Origin of the sequence: Pseudomonas salomonii (assembly GCF_900107155.1) — a bacterium.
Classification (GTDB): domain Bacteria; phylum Pseudomonadota; class Gammaproteobacteria; order Pseudomonadales; family Pseudomonadaceae; genus Aquipseudomonas; species Aquipseudomonas salomonii.
The window spans coordinates 106010-124569 of the sequence record NZ_FNOX01000012.1 but is presented as its reverse complement, the minus strand read 5'-3'; the positions used below and the strand labels follow the sequence as shown (position 1 = coordinate 124569).

The window sequence follows — 18560 nt, the reverse complement described above, 5'->3', positions numbered from 1 at the left end:
GGGGGAGTGCCCACAATTAATTGTCACAGCCCCTTGAGCAGAGGCTGCACAGCCGCAGGGATCAGGCGACGGCCGTCAAATACACCTCTTGCTTGAGCGCATCGATCAAGCCGTCGATGGTGGGGTAGCGTTTACCTTTCAACGGTGGCCAGCGCTCAATGAACAGGTGACCTGTCTCATCCTTTTGGATCGGGGTGGTCACAATGTCTCCGGTCCTGGAACGGTGGAGCAGATTGGCCTGGTTGGAGGACGCGTACTCGATCAGGAAATCGCCGATGTTTTTCAGGCGCACGCTCGGCAGGGTCGAGGCAGAAACCGCCGTTAACAACACCTGCGACTTGAGCGCATGAACCAGGAACTCCAGCGTGGCGTAGCGCTGTCCCTGCACCTGTGGCCAACGGTCTATAAAGAACTGGCCGCTGTCGTCAATTTGAACGGGGGTGGAAATAATGCCTCCCGTATTGGAGCGGTGCAGCACATTGGCTTGGGTGGTAGAAGGCCGCTCGATCATGAAGTCGCCGACACTTCTAAGCCATGTGCGATCCGCGGTCGGCGCAGGGCGCGGTGCAGGTGTACCGGCAATACCGACGTCGACCTTGAAATCACTGCGCAGGGCGACGCCTTCGGGGGTTTTTATCGATTTCTCGAGAATTTCCCAGGCGCCTCGGTGCAGGGGACGTGCGTGATCGGGCGCGACATCGCGTACCGTCAAGCTGACCGCATCCTGCAACTGCGCGATACCGGGCACACCCTGGTACATATCTGCGTGGGCAGTGCCCATAAGCGCAACCCATTTATGCGGCCCCTGCGCCGCCTGGTCAGCCTTGATCACCTCATTGGCGAAATAGCTGAACAGGTTTTCGCGAGCGCTCAAGTCTCGCAGGCCTTTGACGTGATAGCTGGCCGTGCAGTCGAGCGCACGCACCCGGATGCCCGCCTTGTTCGCGGCCTTGACGACGTTGGTGTAAGTGTCGCTGCCCGAGTACCCGTGCGGCATATGGCCGAGGTCCTGCGCCCGCAAATAGCGTTTGAGGTTGTCCGGCATTTTCAGCGTGCTGTAAAAGGCCTCCAGTTCCAGCTGATGCAAATCGGTGAGCAAGTGTTCCAGGTACAAGGTTTTAACGCCCTGCTCCTTCAATAACTTCATGTAGTTGATCAGGAACCGTTTGCTCGACCGATCGGCATGGGCTTCAGCGATGATAAGTCCCAACTTCAGTTTATAGACCTGCTTGATAAACGTTTCTTCATTGGTTGCCGCGGCCAGCTCGACGAAGCTGGAACGGGCCGGCGGCGTGTACGTGGCAAACGCTGCCTTGGCGCTCTGCTGCAGGCGAATGCGCGTGCGCTTGAACGTATTGAACGCCTCCTCAAAGGGGTGCGCTGCCTGAAAGCCATAACGAGAATCCAGGTCACGATGCGAATGCACCATATCGTCCAGCTGCGGCTTGAGGGTCGCCGGCAGATCAAACGCGGTGTAATGGGAAGGTGAGGCGAGGTCCACTACTGCCGTTGAAGGGCCCGCCACCGGCAACGGTTGCGCAACGGGCGCCATCGTCAGCCGGTAGTCACCCCGAGACAAGGCGGCCGCAGACGTATCGAACTGGATGCCCACCGCCTGGCCCGGCGCACCTTCATCAACACGCAGGGCGACGACATTCTGCAAGTCGGCCAGGCCTGGCACCTCGTCCGTTCCGCCTATGCGGTTGTGATCCACCAGAGCGATCCAGCCTTCCTGCGGCTCTTGGGCTGCCAGGGTTTTATGGGAGTAGAAGTTTCTGAGTTTGCCGCTGCGCGGGACAAACCGCTCAGCCCCGGAAAGCTCCAGCACGTGCTCCAGATGATAGGAACTGGACGCGTCCACACCCTCGATCGCGACGTTGTGCTGATGGGCTTCGAGCATCAGTTTTCGAAACGTAAACGGCGCGTCCAGGTCCCAGCCCAGGGCTTTGTCGACACGCGCAAGGTGGTCTTCGACGCGCTTCAACGCGTGGGCGAGGTCACCTTTGGCTTGCCCATTGATAATTCTGAGTTTGGTGCGAAACACATCGGCCGGCAGGTTTTCGATGTACAGGCGCTTGAGCCCCAGTGCCGCCAATGCCTGCATGTCTTCGATCAATAACTGCTTACTGACCACACCGGCATTGGCTGCGCCAATGATCAGCCTTTGCTTGAGCGGGAACAGGCTGGCAAGCACCGCGCTGGGGCTGGAGTCAGCGGCCAGCAGTGGCAAATCGGTACGGGGCGAACGCGCCGGCGGTGCGGCAAACAGCGCCTCTGCATCTTCGGTCAGCTGTTTGACCTGGTTGTCATAGCTGTCGCGCAGCCCTCGCAAACGCGTCAATACGTTTTCCCGTGCAGCCTCCTCAAGCGCGTTGTCGGGGCTCGCGAAGCGTTTGCCGAAGTCAGTGTCAAGTGCGACCCTGAACTGCGAACCTTGCTCGGGCGAAATCTCGTAGCGCGCCAATGGCTGTACGGCCTCTTCCTGAAGTGCTTGATACTTCTTGCGCCCGCCTCCCGCCACCCCTGAGCGCAGCCAGCGACCATCGGCGTGCTGGTTGACCAGACGCGCAGTCGAATGCATTTGCCCGGTGAGTGGGTCATAGCGATACAACAAATGCCGGCCCAGCGCGTCTGGCGTGTTGCGGGTCCAAAAATCCTGGCCTTCAAACAGCACCGGTTTCATGTCGGCGGGTAGGCGCGGGTCAATGGCAGCGATCAGTTCAGCCTCTTTCAGCGCTTTAGCCGCCGGCCTGATGGAGAACGTCGAGAACGGCCCCTTGAGGGCCGGGCGGAAGTCGAATAACACTGCACCGCCCAGATTCGCCAGGTAACCGACGAAGTGTTGCAGCGCCCCGCCGCTGTCGCCCTGTTGGTAGGCATGGATGGCGAGCATCGCGTCCTTGAACGCCAGCAAGCTGCCCAGGCCCAGGCTCAACACCGGAAAAGGAATGGTGACGATGGCCGTGACCAGCTCAACGCACGTCCAGAGAATGCCCGTGATCATCGCTGTGCGATTGACCGTGGTGGCGGCCACATCATCGATCTTGCGTTGCAGCACCATGTTGTAGAGCTCATGCCGCAGGTCGGTCAGCGGCGTGGCATGGGCGATCGGGTCATGGCGCGCAGGGCTTGGGGTGGTGCGGTCAATTGTTTCGGGCAAGCCCTTGCGGGCAGTCGCCAGGAACGTTTTGATCCGCGCGGTGGCGCCAGTGCCTACCCGGCCGTTGAGATAATCCGAGACGCCTTCGACTTTTTTCAGCCAGTAGTTGAACAGTTTCGCCTCACGCACGGCGATGCCATCGGGCGCATTGGGGGTGTACAGCAGCACCGGGTTGTCACCGTGGCTGAACAGGTAGTTGCCGATGACCCATTCGCCGTCAAGCATCAGGCGATGGACCCGGTAGGTGTTGCGCGTCGCCGTGGTCGTGTCGCCCAGGCTATCGATGGCGCGCTCCAGCCAGGCCAGGTCAGCGCGGGCGATGTGGCCGCGCAGGCAGCCATCGAGCGCGGCGTATTTGATCTGCAATTGGTTGATCGCCAACGTGGCATTACGCCGTTCGGCATAACCGGGGCTTGTCGCGCTTTGCAGTGTGCTGCGCACTTCGTCGATATAGCGCTGGCCGACCCATACGCCGGTCACCGAGCGGGAAACGTTTTGCGCCGTCAAGCGGCTCAGGTCGACGCCTTTGGGCCCGCTGAAGGTGGCGGAGGTGGAGAATTTCGGGTCGATGAAGCCGACGTTATCCTGGTAGCCGTCCCGGTACAGCCGGGTATAGGAAATGGGCGCGGGCTTGCCGCCCAACAGCGGCCAGGGCGCCGTAATGAACAGGGTGTCCGGGTCAATATCGTTCTGGCTGCGCCCCAGCAGCGTGTTCAGGCTGAGCGTGGCTTGCTGGTGTACATAGGTGTTGAAGGCAATAAAATTAGCCTCCGAATCCGGCCGGGCGTTATACACGCGCAAGGCGCCTGCCGCGTCCTCGCCCAGGCGGGTCAAGCGGGCGCGGTCCGCCGCCGAAGCAGAGCGATACCATAACGGCGTGGCGTATTCGTAGTCGTCCTGCGCGGCGCTTTGGGAATGCACCGCCATGGCGTCCAGGCACACGGTGTGGGAACACAACGGCCCAAAGGTCACCTCCGTGTGTTCCTGCGCGTCGGGCTTGAAACCCAGCCCGGCGAGGAACGTGCCCATCTTCGGGCGAAAACGCAGCGGGCATTGCTCCAGCACGTAGTCGCGCAGGGTGCGGCCCTTCCACCGGGTGTTGTCGTCGGCCCAACCGATGATATGCGTCTGGCATTCGCGCTCGCTGGCAAATGCCATGAACTGGCGCTCGCGCGGAGAGCCTGGGGTGCACAGCAGCAAGCGTTGGGTTTGGCCTTGTGGGTCGTCCTCCCGCAACAACCACAGGTCACGCAATTGCGCACCGTGCAGCAGTACGGTCTGGGCGCACAGGCGAGGGTTGGTGCCGCCGCGCAGGTCTTCGAATAATTGGTAGTCCGCCGCGCTCAGGTCACCCCGCAACTTGGCGACATAGGCGAGCAACGCCAGGCGCTGATCAAACAGGTTACGGGCAGCCTGCTTGAAAGCCGGCATGGCCTGCATTTCTCTTTGCTGCGCGGCAAAGTCCAGACGCGGTTGGTAGCCCGGCTCACGCAGTATGCCCAGCAGGCTTTGCGCATTCAGCTGCGCAAACGCGCTGCCCGCATAGGTCACGGTGGTCTTGGTCAGAAAGTCCGAACCCGCCAGCTCATCATCGATGTGCAGCCCCGAATAGCTCAGGTCTGCCAGGCTGCGCTGCTGCTCATAGGTGCCTACATGGGCGACGTGACGTCGGGTGGTCACCTGCAACTGCTGCAGGTCCAGGTTATACAGTTCGAGTTCCTCGTCCAGGTACTCGGTGAGCTGGTGACTCGCCAGGGCCTGGGGAGAGGCGACAGGCCCCAGCAGGTCCAAATAGGCTGAGCGAGCCTGATTGTAGCCTCGGATAAACTGACCCAAGGTTTGTTGGCTCAGCGAATCGGCGCTGCGGTACCAATCCGGCAAGCTGTTGTACAGGCTGCGCTCCAGCAGCTGTTGACGCCTGAATTGCAGGCGTGAGGACAGGTCCGGCAGCGCAGCTTTCACCGCGCTGTCCAGGGCAGCCTTGAGCGTCGCGGCATCGTGGGACGGGTTATTGACCAGGCTCAGGGCCAGCTCAATGTCCTGGCTACGCTTGTCGAGCAGCGCGTTGTAGGTGTGCTCAAACAATGGCTCACCTTCAATGGGCAACAAGTGCAGCGGCCAAATACTGGCCACATCCAGCGCCTGATAACGCACCGGCAAGTGGCGACAGAACTCCTCACGGCCAGCCGGCAGGAGCAACAGCGCCTTGAGGCGTTGGTCCAGTTCCGCGAGGGAATCAAAGGCCTCCAGACCTCGGTTTGGGGTAAACAGCAGCACCTGGCCGACGCTCTGCCCTGACGTCAAGTCAGCCACCACAGGGCTGGCCTTGCGCGTCAGCACGAACGCCCCGGCGAACGCCACCGTCTGGTCCTGGTAACTGAACGTGAGCGAGTACATGCCCGGCCGAAAGTCCGGGCCACGGGAGCAATCTTCAATCATGCGTTGCTCGGCCGGCGCCAGCAGGTAGTCACGCACATCCAGCTTGGCCTGCTGCTCCAGCGCGCCAAGGCCGGCGATTTGGGTGAGGTAGCTCTTGCGGCCCTGGCCGTCCACCGTGCCGACCTCGTCAAGGCCCTGCAGATGCGTATTCAGGTCGGTTTTGAGCTGGGCGAGCACGGTTTTACCGGTTTCTTCGGTGAGGTCTGCCTGCGTCAACGCCTCAAATAAACTGCGCGACCGATTCAACAGGACGTTGTTGGCGCGGATCAAGGTGGTGTTGAGCTTTTCCAGGGCCAACAGTTCGGGCGGCAATGCCGCCGGTTGCCGGGTTTGAGTGCGCAGGTCCGGGTCGATCTCAAGCAGGTGTGTACGAATTTCCTGAAGCGTCGGTGCGGCGGATGTGGGGTTCGGCGTGCTCATGGGCACGGTCCTCATGCTGATGGAATGAACCCTCAGCATGAGAGCGAGCCTGGGTGTATCGGCGGTACATATTGTTCAGCGGCCGGCGCCTCAGACCAGCCGGAACCGTGCAGTGTTATCACTCAATGCGCGACTGCCCTTACTCAAGGTATCCGCCGCCGAATTGACCGCCCGTGCGCCGTCCAGCAAGCGCCCTGCCGCCTGGTCGACCTGCTGGATATTGCCGCTGACTTCATCGGCGGTGGCGGCCTGTTCTTCCACCGCTGCCGCGATCTGCGCCAGGGTGTCGGTGACGTGCTGCACCGCACCGGCAATTTCGCCCAGGCGGGTGCCCAGGCCCGTCACGGATTCGGCGTCGGTCAGTGCCTGGTCGCACGCCGCGCCCATCAGGCTGACGGCTTGGCTGACGGTCGCGCGCAGGCTGTCCACCGTGCCGGCGATTTGTGCGGTGGACGCCTGGGTGCGTTGCGACAGGCTGCGCACTTCATCGGCCACCACGGCAAAGCCACGGCCCTGCTCGCCCGCACGCGCAGCCTCGATGGCCGCGTTGAGCGCCAGCAGGTTGGTCTGTTCGGCGATGCCACGAATGGTGTCGACCACCGACTGAATCTGCTGGCCCTGCTGGCTGACCTGCTCCAGGGCGTTGGCCGTGTCGGTCAGGCGCTGGTTGAGTTGCTGGATACTTGCCGTGGTGCGCTGGCTGTCGCGGCTGCTGTCTTCGGCGATGCGCCTGGTGTGCTGCGCGCTGCCCGAGGCCTGTTCGCAACTCTTGGCCACGCCCATGGAAGTGGCGGCCAATTGGGTCGCGGCGGCTGCAATCTGGCTGATTTGATGTTGCTGGTCTTCAACCTCGTTAAGGGTGCTGCCCGACTGCGCATTCAGGGTGAGCACGGCTGAGCCGAGTTGCTGGGTTTCGTGATTGACGCCCAGCAGGCTGGTGCGCAGTTGCATCACGGCAACGTTGAGTGCCCGGCTGATCGCGGCCAATTCATCACGCCCTTCTACCGCCACTTCGACGCACAGGTTACCGTCGCGCAACGACTCGGCCAGTGTGGTAATGCCACTGGCGCTGCGGCGGATCGAGGCTTGCAGACAGATAAACAAGTACAACGCGGCCAGGGCCAGCAGGCTGAACGTCGCCGCCACCGGAATAAAGTGCTGGAGCGAACGCTCGCGGTAGTCGCTCAGGCGCGCATCCAGTGAATTCAGCGACTGGCTGCGCAACGCCCCCAACGCGCCCAACATGCTGTCGACGCTGCGGTCGAAGGCGACGCTGTCCACTTTGATGGTGCCGCCGAACACGCCGTCGTCCAGGGTTTTAAGCTCGCTATCCAACAGTTGCAGGCTGCTGTCATATTGCGCTGTCCACGGCTCGATCCCGGGAAATTGTTTGGCTTTGAGCGAAGCGGCGGCCTTGACCAACTGGTCGCGTGCATCGCCGATACGGCCGCGCAGGTCACGCATCTGCAAGCGGCTTTGCAAAGTGAACTGCCCCGAGGCGATGGACGACTGGCCAACGCTGGCGGTGCGGCCGATGCGCTCGATCAGGTCCGGGGTCTGCTGGGTGGAGATCTGCATCAGCAGGTAGGTCTCCAGCCATGGGTCGAGGATCAGGCCGGTGTCCAGAGTGATTTGCTCGCGCAGGGTTTGCAGCGCCGTCAACGCGGCGGTGAAACGGTCGTAGCCGTCCGGCCACCAGCCCACGGTGCGCAGGGACTGGGTGTCCATGCCCTTGACGGCCGCCTGCAACGCCTCGAAACGCGCCAGGGTGTCGGCGCTGGCATTGCGGGCTTTGAGCACCTCACCCAGGGCTTGCAGACTTTGCACAATCATCGGGTTGCCGGCATCCACTTTGTCCATGGCAGCCTGGGCGGCCGGGGTTGGCACGTGGAGGATATCCAATGCTTTCCAGCGCGCGGCCAGGTTGCGTTGCGCGCTCAATTGGCCATCAAGTGTGTCCAGGGCCAACAGTTGGTGCACACCGGATTGCTCGCTGCTGATCACGTTCAATTTGCCGCGATAGTCCGAACCAATCATCCAGAGACTCCCCGCCAGGGGCAGCATGAACAGGAAAAACAGCACCTGGAACTTGCGCGCAAAACCGAAACGGCCGAGCAAATGGATACCGGGTGATAGAAGAGTGTGCATGGCCGACCGCTCCCGAAAACGCGCTGGAAATGACTAGAAGCAAAATGCCATGTCATTGATTAGCCTGGCTCTAGCAAGATACGGGCCGTTGCAGGAGGGGCCGGAGATAGGCGGTGCGGCAATGAAAAAGTGCACGGGCGTGCGCAAAAATGGGGCAAAAACACTCAATGACGAGAGTGAAACGGTAACTGTGGGCGCCAGCTCGCCTGCGATGGCGTCCACTGGGGCTGCCAGACACACAACCCCTCCCCCATCACGCTCTTAATCCGCCACGTTCACCCGCATGTACTGACTGAAATTATTAATGTGATCATCCAGGTTATCCTCAAGCATCATCCGGTACTGGTCACAGAAATACTTCAGCATCGCCTCACGGGCCTCGGCCATCTCGGCGCCGGACTTGAAGTTGCGGGCGCTGGCCCAGGCATTGAAGCGCGTGGTACCGAACATCATTGAGGCACTGACCTCACCGAGGTTTTCACAGGTTTTGAGCTGCTCGTTGGACAGTTCGATATGCGCGTCTGCGCGGTCGTAGAAGGCTTGGTCGGTGGTCTCGGCCATGGCAGGGTTCCTGGGTCAGCAAAAGAAGGCGGCTATTGGAGCATATTCGAGCGCAGCAAAGCAGGCGCCTCCCACTGGGAGGCGCCTGGTGCTTCACGCCAACGCCAGCACCAACCGCTCAAGCCCGATACCGAAGCCCGCGCCTTCACGGTACGCCCCGCCGCCCACCACTTGCTGTTGCGCCCCCAATGTCGGGCAGCGCACCTCGAAACCGTTGCCCTCAAGGTAGTAACTCAGCCCACGTTTCACGGCCAGGTTCAGCGCATAGTCGAGCCCCAGCGTGTCGAGAAACCCGGTGCACAGGGCCTGGCTGCGCTGCAACGCCAACCCGGGGTCAGGGCTTAGAATCTCCAGCCCCAGTTGAGTGAACTCACGATAACGACCGGCTTGCGGTCGCTCATAGCGATAACACCGCGCCACGTAGAAAAACATCGCCGCCTCGCGGCCGTCGAGCAACGCAGCGTTGCGCTCCTGGAACAGCGCGGTGGCTTCCGGGATCAGGCAACACTGGCGGCCCGCCTTGTCATCAAAGGCCCACATCTGCCCAATGATTTCGCTGCCGCCGGCTTTTTCGATAAACGTGTCCCGGCCCCACAGGGCCGGCACGATGACTTCTTCAGCGCCCGCTTCGATGAAGGTAGCTCCGGAAACGGCCTTCTACTTCACGCATCGTTGCGGCTTCTTTGCCGGTGACCATTCGGGTTCCACGTAGCATTGTCATGGGTTGAATCTCCAGTGTTTGCAGGCAATAAAAAAGGCGCCATAGGCGCCTTGGGAGGGGTTCATTGAGTGATCAGCGGGGCTGGTCAATCAGTGAGCGCAAGCAACCACGGCACCTGAAGGAAGGTCCGTGGGGATGATGGCGGTTGCTGTGCGAAAATTCAGTCATGGGCAGATCCTTGCACACCCGTAGGAAAAGTTACAAGTCACTTCACGCCAGCAACGCAGTAATCCATCGCGCCTGCTGGGCAATCTCTTGCAGTTTTTGCTCCGGCACTGCTTGGCGTGCCTGCTCAAAACTGGCCAAAGTCTTGTGCTTCTGGCGCAGCATCCGCTGCCACTTGGCCAAAAACTCCGGGCTGCGGGCTTGCATTTGCAACGGGCCAAAGTACAGCTGCTCATCGGTGTAGGCCACTGGCCCTGCGCGCTCGGCCACGATGATTTCATAGTAAAAGCGGTTTTCTTGCAGCAACTCTTCGCAAAGGATGCGGTAGCCGTTTTCCATCAGCCATTGCCGCAAGGGTTGCTCGCCACCGTTGGGTTGCAGAATCAGCCGCTCCTCGCCGCTCAAGTAGGCTTTACCGCTGTCGAGGATGTCGCGGATCGTCTCGCCGCCCATGCCACAGACGCTGATCGCAGTGATCCCGTCGCCCGCTTCAATCGCCGCCAGGCCATCGGCCAGGCGCACGCTGATGTGCTGCTCCAGGCCATTGTCGCGCACGGTGCGTTGGGCTGCGTGAAAGGGCGTGGTCGCCACTTCCCCCGCCACTGCGGCCGTGATCACGCCACGGCGCATCAAGGCCACCGGCAGGTAGCCGTGGTCCGAGCCGATGTCGGCCAGGTGCGCGCCGACGGGCACGTGGGCGGCCACGCGCTCCAGGCGCATGGACAATGTGTGTTCGTTCAACGGTGGTTCCTTGTCATTCCCCGGAAAACCGGTCGCGGCTGTTGGTCAGGTGCAGCACCATGGCGGCCCGCGCCGCGTCCGGGTCCTGGCGTTTGATGGCATTGAAGATCGCCTCATGCTCCAGGTTCGCCAACTGCCCCAGCTTGGCGAAGTCGGCACCGCCGCGTTCCACGCCCTTGACCTGGGTGCGCGGAATCATCGCATTGCCCAGGTGCAGCATGATTTCGGTGAAAAAGGTATTGCCGGTGGCTTCCGCGATCAGTTGATGAAAGCGTTTGTCCTCTTCCACACAGCTGTCGTTACTGGCCAGCGAGGCCTGGTAATCGTCCAGCGCCTGACGCATGTGCGCGAGCTGCTCGTCGCTCCTGCGCAGCGCGGCCAGAGCCACGGCTTGCACCTCCAGGCCCAGGCGCAGCTCGAGCATGTTACGCACGCTGGCGACCGTGTCCACATGCAAGCGCAAACCTTGCTGGGCGTGTTGCGCCAGCACAAAGGTGCCGATGCCGTGACGCGTCTCCACCAGCCCCGACGCCTGCAGCTTGGAGATTGCCTCACGCACCACTGTGCGGCTCACGCCATGTTCCAGCACGATGCTGGACTCGGACGGCAACTTCTCACCGGGTTTGAGCTGGCCCAGCAGGATGCGCTGGGTCAGCGCCTCGACCACGCCTTGGGCGAGGTTATTGGAACGTTTACGCACAGGGTTTGCGCTTTCGATGGGCATCACTATGGGTCCACGGGGTTGGCTGCGGGGAGCTTAACACCCTGCCCCGAGTAGGCGCAGGCTTGATTCATAAAGCCGCCAACTTGTATGACAACTAATCTGGACGGCGCTTGAATCGCCAGCCCTTGCGAGCCGTACGTCGAGGTGAAATGTACGTTAACCCCCATCGGCGAACGATCAAAACGCCCAACAAACGCTAGCCAAATAACCAAAACACATACCCAGTCAGCCGCCTTATAAGAACAAAAACAGTTGCAGCCACATTGCGAACCCAAGAAAAGTACTTGTATGATGTCTGGCAACAAAACACGCAAACCCGCATAAAAATAAATCAGGGGGAGTTTTTTAATTGTGAACAATTCAAGCCACGCATCCGCCGCTCCAGACAGTGATTCGGTCCTCACGCGCGCCGTGAGCAAAGTGAAGGGCCACGTGCTCCCACTGTTCGTGATCATGTTCATCCTCAACTACATCGACCGGGTCAATATCGGCTTTGTGCGCACGCACATGGAGCATGACCTGGGCATCGGCGCGGCCGCCTACGGCCTGGGCGCCGGGTTGTTTTTCATTGGCTACGCGCTGTTTGAAGTGCCCTCCAACATGCTGCTGCAAAAGGTCGGTGCGCGTATCTGGCTGACCCGCATCATGTTCACCTGGGGCATCGTCGCCACACTGATGGCGTTTATCCAGAACGAAACCCAGTTCTACATCCTGCGCTTTCTGCTGGGCGTGGCCGAGGCGGGTTTTTTCCCGGGGGTGATCTACTACTTCACACGCTGGCTGCCCGGCGTGGAGCGCGGTAAAGCCATCGCCATCTTCCTCAGTGGCTCGGCGGTTGCGTCGCTGATCTCCGGCCCGCTCTCGGGGGCGCTGTTGCAGATAGAAGGGTTCGGGTTTCACGGCTGGCAATGGATGTTTGCCATCGAAGGCCTGGCCTCCGTGGCACTGGGCTTCTTCGTGTGGTTCTGGCTCGACTCCAAACCCCACGACGCCCAGTGGCTCACCCGTGAAGAACAGGACGCGCTGGTGGGCGCCATCGACCAGGAACAGCGCGCGCGTGAGGCGCTGACCACGGTCAAACCGACCATTGCCAAGCTGCTCAAAGACCGGCAGATCCTGCTGTTCTGCGCCTTGTACTTCTGCATCCAGCTGACGATCTACGCCGCGACCTTCTGGCTGCCGAGCATCATCAAGAAGATGGGCGATTTAAGCGACGTGCAGGTCGGCTTCTTCAACTCGATCCCGTGGCTGATCTCGATCATCGCCATGTATGCCTTCGCCGCGTTGTCGGGCAAGTTCAAGTTCCAGCAAGCCTGGGTCGCCGCCGCACTGCTGATTGCCGCCGCCGGCATGTTCATGTCCACCACCGGCGGGCCAGTCTTCGCCTTTGTCGCGATCTGCTTTGCGGCCATCGGGTTCAAGTCCGCGTCCTCGCTGTTCTGGCCGATCCCACAGGGTTACCTGGATGTGCGCATCGCCGCGGCCGTGATCGCGCTGATCAACTCCATCGGCAACCTGGGCGGCTTCGTGGCCCCCACCACCTTCGGCTTTCTGGAGCAGAGCACCGGCTCGATCCAGGGCGGCCTGTATGGCCTGGCCGGCACCTCGGTGCTGGCGGCCATCCTGGTGTTTTTTGCCAAGACTTCGCCTTCTGCCGTGCTGTCACCGCCGAGCGTTGCAGCAACAGGCACCGCTATCAGCAAACCTCTTTAAGCTTACTTAGGATCCTGCCATGACCACGCCCGTCGTCACCCATTTCCACGTCATTCCCGTCGCCGGCCACGACAGCATGCTGCTGAACCTGAGCGGCGCCCATGGGCCATTTTTTACCCGCAATATCGTCATTCTCAAGGACAGCTCGGGCAACACCGGTGTCGGTGAAGTGCCCGGCGGCGAACGTATCCGCGAGACCCTGGAAGACGCCCGCAGCCTGGTGATCGGCCAACCCATCGGCCAGTACCAGCGCATACTCAACCAGATGCGCACCACCTTCGCATCAAGGGATGCCGCCGGCCGTGGCCTGCAAACCTTCGACCTGCGCATCACCATTCACGCGGTCACTGCCATGGAAGCCGCCCTGCTCGACCTGCTCGGTCAATTCCTCGAAGTGCCCATCGCCGCCCTGCTGGGCGAAGGCCAACAGCGTGACGCGGTAAAAATGCTCGGCTACCTGTTCTACGTGGGCGATCGCGCGGCCACTGACCTTGCCTACCGCAACGAAGCGGACGCCGATGATGACTGGTTCCGCCTGCGCCATGAAAAAGCCCTGACCAGCGAGGCCGTGGTGCGCCTGGCCGAAGCCGCCAAAGCCAGATACGGCTTCAACGACTTCAAACTCAAAGGCGGCGTATTGAGTGGCGATGAAGAAATCGAAGCGGTGACGGCCTTGGCCGAGCGCTTCCCGGATGCACGCATCACCCTCGACCCGAATGGCGCATGGTCCTTGAAAGAAGCCATCCGCCTGTGCCGCGACCAGCACCACGTGCTGGCCTACGCCGAAGACCCCTGTGGCGCAGAAAACGGCTACTCGGGCCGCGAAGTCATGGCTGAATTCCGCCGTGCCACCGGGCTTAAAACCGCGACCAACATGATCGCCACCGACTGGCGTGAAATGGGCCACGCGATCCAGCTGCAATCGGTGGATATTCCCCTGGCCGACCCGCACTTCTGGACGATGCAAGGCTCGGTGCGCGTGGCGCAGATGTGCAATGAGTGGGGCCTGACCTGGGGTTCGCACTCCAATAACCACTTTGATATTTCCCTGGCCATGTTCACCCAGGTGGCCGCCGCCGCACCGGGCGACATCACCGCGATCGACACCCACTGGATCTGGCAGGACGGCCAACGCTTGACCAGGGAACCGCTGAAAATCGAAGGTGGTTACGTGAAGGTGCCCAGCAAACCGGGCCTGGGCGTGGAGATCGACATGGACGCCGTGGCCAAGGCCCACGAACTGTACAAAGGCATGGGCCTCGGGGCGCGGGACGACAGCGTGGCGATGCAGTTTTTGATTCCAGGCTGGGCCTTCAACAACAAACGGCCTTGCCTCGTACGGTGAGATCCGGGCTTGCGGCAGCCAGGGCCAGCTTCAGCAGCTCCTTGCGCTGCATCGCACGCCCCAGCACTGCGTGCGCACCTTGCCAGTGGACCGTCAGCAAAAGGCTCAGCTTTTGCTGGCTGGGCAAAGGCCCCGCCAGCCAATAGCTCTTGCGCTCGCGGATGCTGATGGCGTTCAACAGCCAGTCATCACCTTGCGCCGCCAGCCATTGCTCAATGGCTGCGTGATGCCGCTGGAGCAACCCCTGGGCATCCCACACCGTCATTTGCGCGATCAGTTGCGGCAAGTTGCGCGTGGCCGTCATGTGTTTCATATCAGCCGCCAGGGCGACCTCAAGGTCGGCTTCGATCGCAGCCTGGCATTCGCTGAAATAACGCTGCGGCCAATCCGCCGTCAGCCCCGCCCGCCGCGCCAGCACCTCGTAGGCCCAGATATCCACGGATGCGGTCATTTTGCCGGTGAAGTTCAGGGTATTGTCCAAAATCGCCGTGGCCAATAACGCCGCGCTGTGCCGGCTCATCTTCGGCAGCAAGCCGGACCTTTCCCAGCGCTGAAAAACCAGCGTTGCCGCGGCACCAATTGGGCGGATTTCGGCATCCGCACCCAGCTTCTGCGCCCAGTGGATTTCAAAGCCTGGATGGTGGTCAATCACTTGGCGTACCTGATCGAGTACCACGATCGGGTCGAAATGATGGGGGTCGGAAACATCCACCAACACGAACTCATCGTCGGCCCCAGGCCGGTAATCATCCAGCGAAGCCTTCCAGCCGAGCACACTGGCGCAGATGCTGAAATTGAGCGGCGCGCTGCTGACCGCCCGCGCTTGAATCCCCTGGTGATTGAGCAGCTCGGCGTAGGCAATGCAGCAGGCGTACGCGTCAATATCCAGGTAAGCAGAGCCTGAGGTCACTACCCTCATGATTCAATCTCCTTGAAGTACAACTCAGGCGTAGCCATGTGCCAATTGTCTATTGGCCGAGGCAAGTTCGCATCAGCGCATGACAAGACCATGACTTCAAGGAGAAAGATACTGTGAAAACTGACAGTAGATGATTACTGCCCGTTGTGCTGTGGCACTTTTTTGCTCGCGCTCACTGCAACGGGCTGCACCGTCAGCTCAACGCCTAACGCCAGCATCAGCTTCTTGATCGTTTCAAAACGTGTTTTGGAGCCCCCCTTCAGGGTTTTATACAGACTCTCGCGATTGACCCCCGCCGCCTCGGCCACTTTGTTCACACCCTGGGCCTTGGCAACCTCGGCCAGCGCCTTCATGAGGATCTGCGGGTCCTGGGACTTCATGCTTTGCGCCAGATAAGCGCTGATGATTTCCGGGTTGTCGAGGAAGCGCGAAGCTTCGTAGACGCTGGTGCCGGATGTATCCAGATCGAGGATCGGCATGTCCTCGGGTTTGAATGTCGAGTTGCTCATTTCATCTACCTCTCAGGGCATCGAGAATCTCTTTTGCCCGTTGTATGCCTCTTTTTTGGTCGGTTTTATCACTGCCCCACAGCATCAGGTAGGCCGTGATGCCTGTGCGTACAAAATAAATCCTGTAGCCAGGCCCGACGAATACACGCATTTCACTCAGGCCGTCACCGGCCGACTCGCAATCGCCGAAATTGTTTTCTTCGGCGCGGTCCAGGCGAGTCAGCACCGCGGTTTTGCCCCCTAGATCCTTCATACCGTCGAGCCATGTATCAAACTCCGGCGTCCTGCCGATTAAATTAGTCAAGGTCTCACCTGTAGCCTACTGGCTACTCCATACTGATGCTAGTGAATTTTTTTGTCCGGCGCCAACCGGAATAAAAAAACCTAGCTCAGCCCCGTATCAACAGGCGTTCGAGACTGTTAGCGCTTGTTACCTGCGCGTTTAAAGGGCCTGATCAAACAACGGCGTCACGTCATAGTGCTGTTTGAGCATCTGCGCATCCACCAGGAAATCCGCCGTGGCCTGGGCTTCGCTGACAATGGTCGGGGAGATCGGCAACACCTTGATCGCATCACGCTTGAACCACACCTTGGCAATCTCCGGTGCAGATTGGTTGGCCTTCGACCACGCCTGGGCATACTCATCAACGTGGCTGCTGCTCCACACCCGCGCACGGGTGAGACGCGCCACAAAATCTTTGATAATCGCGCGTTTCTGCGCCAGCGCCGGCTCATACGCAACGATGTAGGTCGGCGCGCTCATCAGGCCCTTGGCATTGCGGATCAGGGTGCTGCCCTCTTTCTCCTGCAACGACACGTAGGGTTCCCAGGTGCCGAAGGCATCGATGTCGCCCTGGCTCAGCGCCAGGCTGGCTTCGGCCGGCAGCAGGTATTTAAAGGTCACGCTGGTGCGTGGCACACCGGCCTCATCCAGGGCCTTATAGGCCAGTTGCTGGCTCCACGAACCGTTCCAGATCGCCACCGTTTTGCCTTTGAGCTCGGCCACCGAATGGATGCCTTTGCGCGCCACAATGCCCACGCCATCGAGGCTGGTCTGGGTGCTGGCAACCACTTTGACCGGCGCGCCATTGGCGGCGAGGCTGATCACCGGGGTGTCGCCGACAATGCCCACGTCCAGCGCGCCGCCGGCGACCGCCGAGGCCACCGGGGAGCCCGTGTTGAAGCGCTTGAAATCGATTTTATACGGCAAGTCTTTCAGCTCGCCGGACAGTTCCAGGACGATGCGATTGGAGAAGAACTGGTCGCCCACCGTGAGGGTTTGCGGCGCTGCCGCCCATACCGATGGGCCGTGCAGTGTCAGCGAGGCCAGGCCCAGCACGGCAAGCAAGTTACGACGATTGATCATAGGAGAAATTCACACAGTTAATGGCTGACTCAACCATCTGTGGGCGTGCAGTCTGGCAATGAGAGAGGGTTTTTTGGCGGTCGCCGAGCGTGGCGCCCGTAGAAGCTAACGCAATAAAAGCGCCGCGTTTAATACTGTTGTGCACTATCGATAGAACCGCAGCACAGTGGGTTAGCTATTTTTCGTATTAAAAATTTGCTGCCCACTGAGTTAGGGTGACGCCACCAGACCACTGGACCCCGCGCCTGAACCCCTTTCTGCAAGGTCCATTGCATGTCCACACCCATTTTGAATACCTGGGGCGCTGCGCCCTCGGCCCGTTACGAACAACTGGCCGCGCCCTTTCGCCCGTTGTTTGCGCAGATACTTGCGCAAGCTGCCGAGGCGGACCAAACACGCGCCAGCCTGGCGGCAGTCATCCAACAACTCAACGCACTGGGTTTGCCACGCTGGCGATTGCCCGTCAGTTGCGGCGGGCAAGACGCGAGCTTCGCGGAACTGCTTGCGCTGCTGACAGAGCTTTCCGCTGCCGACTCCAACATCACCCAGGCCCTGCGCGGGCATTTTGGATTTTGCGAAGACGTGCTGTGCGCCAACGACCGCGACTGGCGCGCCCGATGGCTCGACCGCCTCGGCCAGGGCGCCCTGCTTTCCCCAGGCAGCACCGAAGTCGGCAACCAGGCCCGTGGCGATTTCGGCACGCGCCTGCACCGCCACAGCGACGGCACACTGCGCATCAGCGGCAAAAAGTTCTACACCACCGGCGCGCTCTACAGTGACCTGATCAACACCGTGGCCACCGGCGAGGACGGTGTGGTGTACAGCCTGGTCGTCGACCTCAAGGCGCCCGGCGTGCAGATCATCGACGACTGGAACGGCTTCGGCCAACGCCTCACCGCCAGCGGCACCTGCCTCTTCGACAACGCGCCGGTGGTGGATGACGATGTGCGCCCCACCACCCAACGCTTCGCCTATGGCCAATCGTTCTACCAGATCTACCACCTTGCCACCCTCGCCGGCATCGCCCGCCGCGCCGCGCTCAGTGGCGCCGCGGAACTCAGCCAGCGCGCCCGCACCTTCACCACCGGCAACGCCGACAGTGCCGCCCAGGATGTGCAGTTGCTGCAAGTGATTGGCGAAGTCGCCAGCCAGGCCTACGCCGCCCAGGCCATCACCCAACACGCGGCGCAGCGCCTGGATCAGACGGCGCAGTATGTGATTGCGCAAGACCAGCCCCTGCAGGATGACGACCCGCAGGTTGCGTTGGCGGAGTTGGAGGTGTGCCTGGCGGTCAATCCGGTGGTGGATGCGACGTTGGCGGCGACCACCGGGTTGTTTGACGCACTGGGCGCCAGTGCCACGGCCAGCAACAAAGCGCTGGACCGGCTGTGGCGCAATGCACGCACCTTGGCGAACCACAATCCGCGAGTGTACAAGTCGCGGATCGTCGGTAATTACCTGGTGAATGGCTTGCTGCCGCCGGCGCAGTGGCGTGTAGGTGTGGCCAAAACCTGACCGTCCAACCAACACAGAACCCACATTTAGGTCAGTGTAGGGTTCACGTCCTACAGCGCACACTGAAACAGCAAAGTCCGAAGCCACAGCGCCTTGCTCCCTTGCCTACGCTTG

At 61.0% G+C, this 18560-nt stretch carries 13 protein-coding genes; 3 read left to right on the top strand and 10 right to left on the bottom strand.

Annotation, left to right across the window (positions count from 1 at the left end; translation table 11 throughout):
• Positions 1-61 precede the first annotated feature (61 nt).
• The 6 genes from BLV67_RS25135 to BLV67_RS25110 all read right to left on the bottom strand — a co-directional run bounded on the left by BLV67_RS25135 (position 62) and on the right by BLV67_RS25110 (position 11079).
• Positions 62-6019, bottom strand: a complete 5958-nt coding sequence (locus BLV67_RS25135) for a membrane-targeted effector domain-containing toxin (protein ID WP_069786591.1) — start codon at positions 6017-6019, stop codon at positions 62-64.
• A 90-nt stretch (positions 6020-6109) separates the two neighbouring features.
• Positions 6110-6802: a methyl-accepting chemotaxis protein gene (locus BLV67_RS33755; RefSeq protein ID WP_371919064.1), complete on the bottom strand. Its 693-nt coding sequence runs from the start codon at positions 6800-6802 to the stop codon at positions 6110-6112.
• A gap of 1626 nt (positions 6803-8428) precedes the next feature.
• Positions 8429-8728 (bottom strand): DUF3144 domain-containing protein, encoded by a 300-nt coding sequence (locus tag BLV67_RS25125; RefSeq protein WP_058420983.1) that lies wholly within the window; start codon positions 8726-8728, stop codon positions 8429-8431.
• Between the two features lie 93 nt (positions 8729-8821).
• The gene (locus BLV67_RS25120; RefSeq protein ID WP_074854543.1) at positions 8822-9361 is read right to left on the bottom strand and encodes an ATP phosphoribosyltransferase regulatory subunit; all 540 of its coding nucleotides are present in this window, start codon (positions 9359-9361) and stop codon (positions 8822-8824) included.
• A 298-nt stretch (positions 9362-9659) separates the two neighbouring features.
• On the bottom strand, positions 9660-10355 hold the full coding sequence (locus BLV67_RS25115; RefSeq protein ID WP_069786589.1) for a tRNA (adenine(22)-N(1))-methyltransferase: 696 nt from the start codon (positions 10353-10355) through the stop codon (positions 9660-9662).
• A gap of 13 nt (positions 10356-10368) precedes the next feature.
• Positions 10369-11079, bottom strand: coding sequence for a FadR/GntR family transcriptional regulator (locus BLV67_RS25110; RefSeq protein ID WP_056861199.1), 711 nt, complete (start codon positions 11077-11079; stop codon positions 10369-10371).
• Positions 11080-11430: 351 nt separating this feature from the next.
• Between BLV67_RS25110 and BLV67_RS25105 the strand changes: the two genes are divergently transcribed.
• The gene (locus BLV67_RS25105; RefSeq protein ID WP_065931413.1) at positions 11431-12792 is read left to right on the top strand and encodes an MFS transporter; all 1362 of its coding nucleotides are present in this window, start codon (positions 11431-11433) and stop codon (positions 12790-12792) included.
• 19 nt (positions 12793-12811) lie between these two features.
• Positions 12812-14137 carry a glucarate dehydratase gene (gene gudD, locus BLV67_RS25100; RefSeq protein ID WP_069786588.1) on the top strand — a complete coding sequence of 442 codons (1326 nt, stop codon included), beginning with the start codon at positions 12812-12814 and terminating at the stop codon, positions 14135-14137.
• Here gudD and BLV67_RS25095 read toward each other — a convergent pair.
• From BLV67_RS25095 to BLV67_RS25080, 4 genes are all read right to left on the bottom strand, one after another.
• Positions 14106-15056 carry a DHH family phosphoesterase gene (locus BLV67_RS25095; protein ID WP_069786587.1) on the bottom strand — a complete coding sequence of 317 codons (951 nt, stop codon included), beginning with the start codon at positions 15054-15056 and terminating at the stop codon, positions 14106-14108. The two genes, gudD and BLV67_RS25095, sit on opposite strands and share 32 nt — an antisense overlap.
• A 134-nt stretch (positions 15057-15190) precedes the next feature.
• Positions 15191-15565, bottom strand: a complete 375-nt coding sequence (locus BLV67_RS25090) for an addiction module antidote protein (RefSeq protein WP_065931410.1) — start codon at positions 15563-15565, stop codon at positions 15191-15193.
• Between the two features lies 1 nt (position 15566).
• A complete protein-coding gene (locus BLV67_RS25085; RefSeq protein WP_069786586.1) occupies positions 15567-15869 on the bottom strand; it encodes a type II toxin-antitoxin system RelE/ParE family toxin in 303 nt (100 codons plus the stop codon).
• Between the two features lie 138 nt (positions 15870-16007).
• On the bottom strand, positions 16008-16931 hold the full coding sequence (locus tag BLV67_RS25080; protein ID WP_069786585.1) for an ABC transporter substrate-binding protein: 924 nt from the start codon (positions 16929-16931) through the stop codon (positions 16008-16010).
• 273 nt (positions 16932-17204) lie between these two features.
• Here BLV67_RS25080 and BLV67_RS25075 point away from each other — a divergent pair, with 273 nt between their 5' ends.
• The gene (locus BLV67_RS25075) at positions 17205-18446 is read left to right on the top strand and encodes an acyl-CoA dehydrogenase family protein (protein WP_069786584.1); all 1242 of its coding nucleotides are present in this window, start codon (positions 17205-17207) and stop codon (positions 18444-18446) included.
• Positions 18447-18560 lie beyond the last annotated feature (114 nt).

Bases quoted from the DNA above. Each gene is read 5' to 3' on its own strand.
- BLV67_RS25075 (WP_069786584.1), top strand. From the start codon at position 17,205: ATGTCCACACCCATTTTGAATACCTGGGGCGCTGCGCCCTCGGCCCGT.
- BLV67_RS25125 (WP_058420983.1), bottom strand. From the start codon at position 8,728: ATGGCCGAGACCACCGACCAAGCCTTCTACGACCGCGCAGACGCGCAT.
- gudD (WP_069786588.1), top strand. From the start codon at position 12,812: ATGACCACGCCCGTCGTCACCCATTTCCACGTCATTCCCGTCGCCGGC.
- BLV67_RS25135 (WP_069786591.1), bottom strand. From the start codon at position 6,019: ATGAGCACGCCGAACCCCACATCCGCCGCACCGACGCTTCAGGAAATT.
- BLV67_RS33755 (WP_371919064.1), bottom strand. From the start codon at position 6,802: ATGGGCGTGGCCAAGAGTTGCGAACAGGCCTCGGGCAGCGCGCAGCAC.
- BLV67_RS25090 (WP_065931410.1), bottom strand. From the start codon at position 15,565: ATGAGCAACTCGACATTCAAACCCGAGGACATGCCGATCCTCGATCTG.
- BLV67_RS25080 (WP_069786585.1), bottom strand. From the start codon at position 16,931: ATGATCAATCGTCGTAACTTGCTTGCCGTGCTGGGCCTGGCCTCGCTG.
- BLV67_RS25110 (WP_056861199.1), bottom strand. From the start codon at position 11,079: ATGCCCATCGAAAGCGCAAACCCTGTGCGTAAACGTTCCAATAACCTC.
- BLV67_RS25095 (WP_069786587.1), bottom strand. From the start codon at position 15,056: ATGAGGGTAGTGACCTCAGGCTCTGCTTACCTGGATATTGACGCGTAC.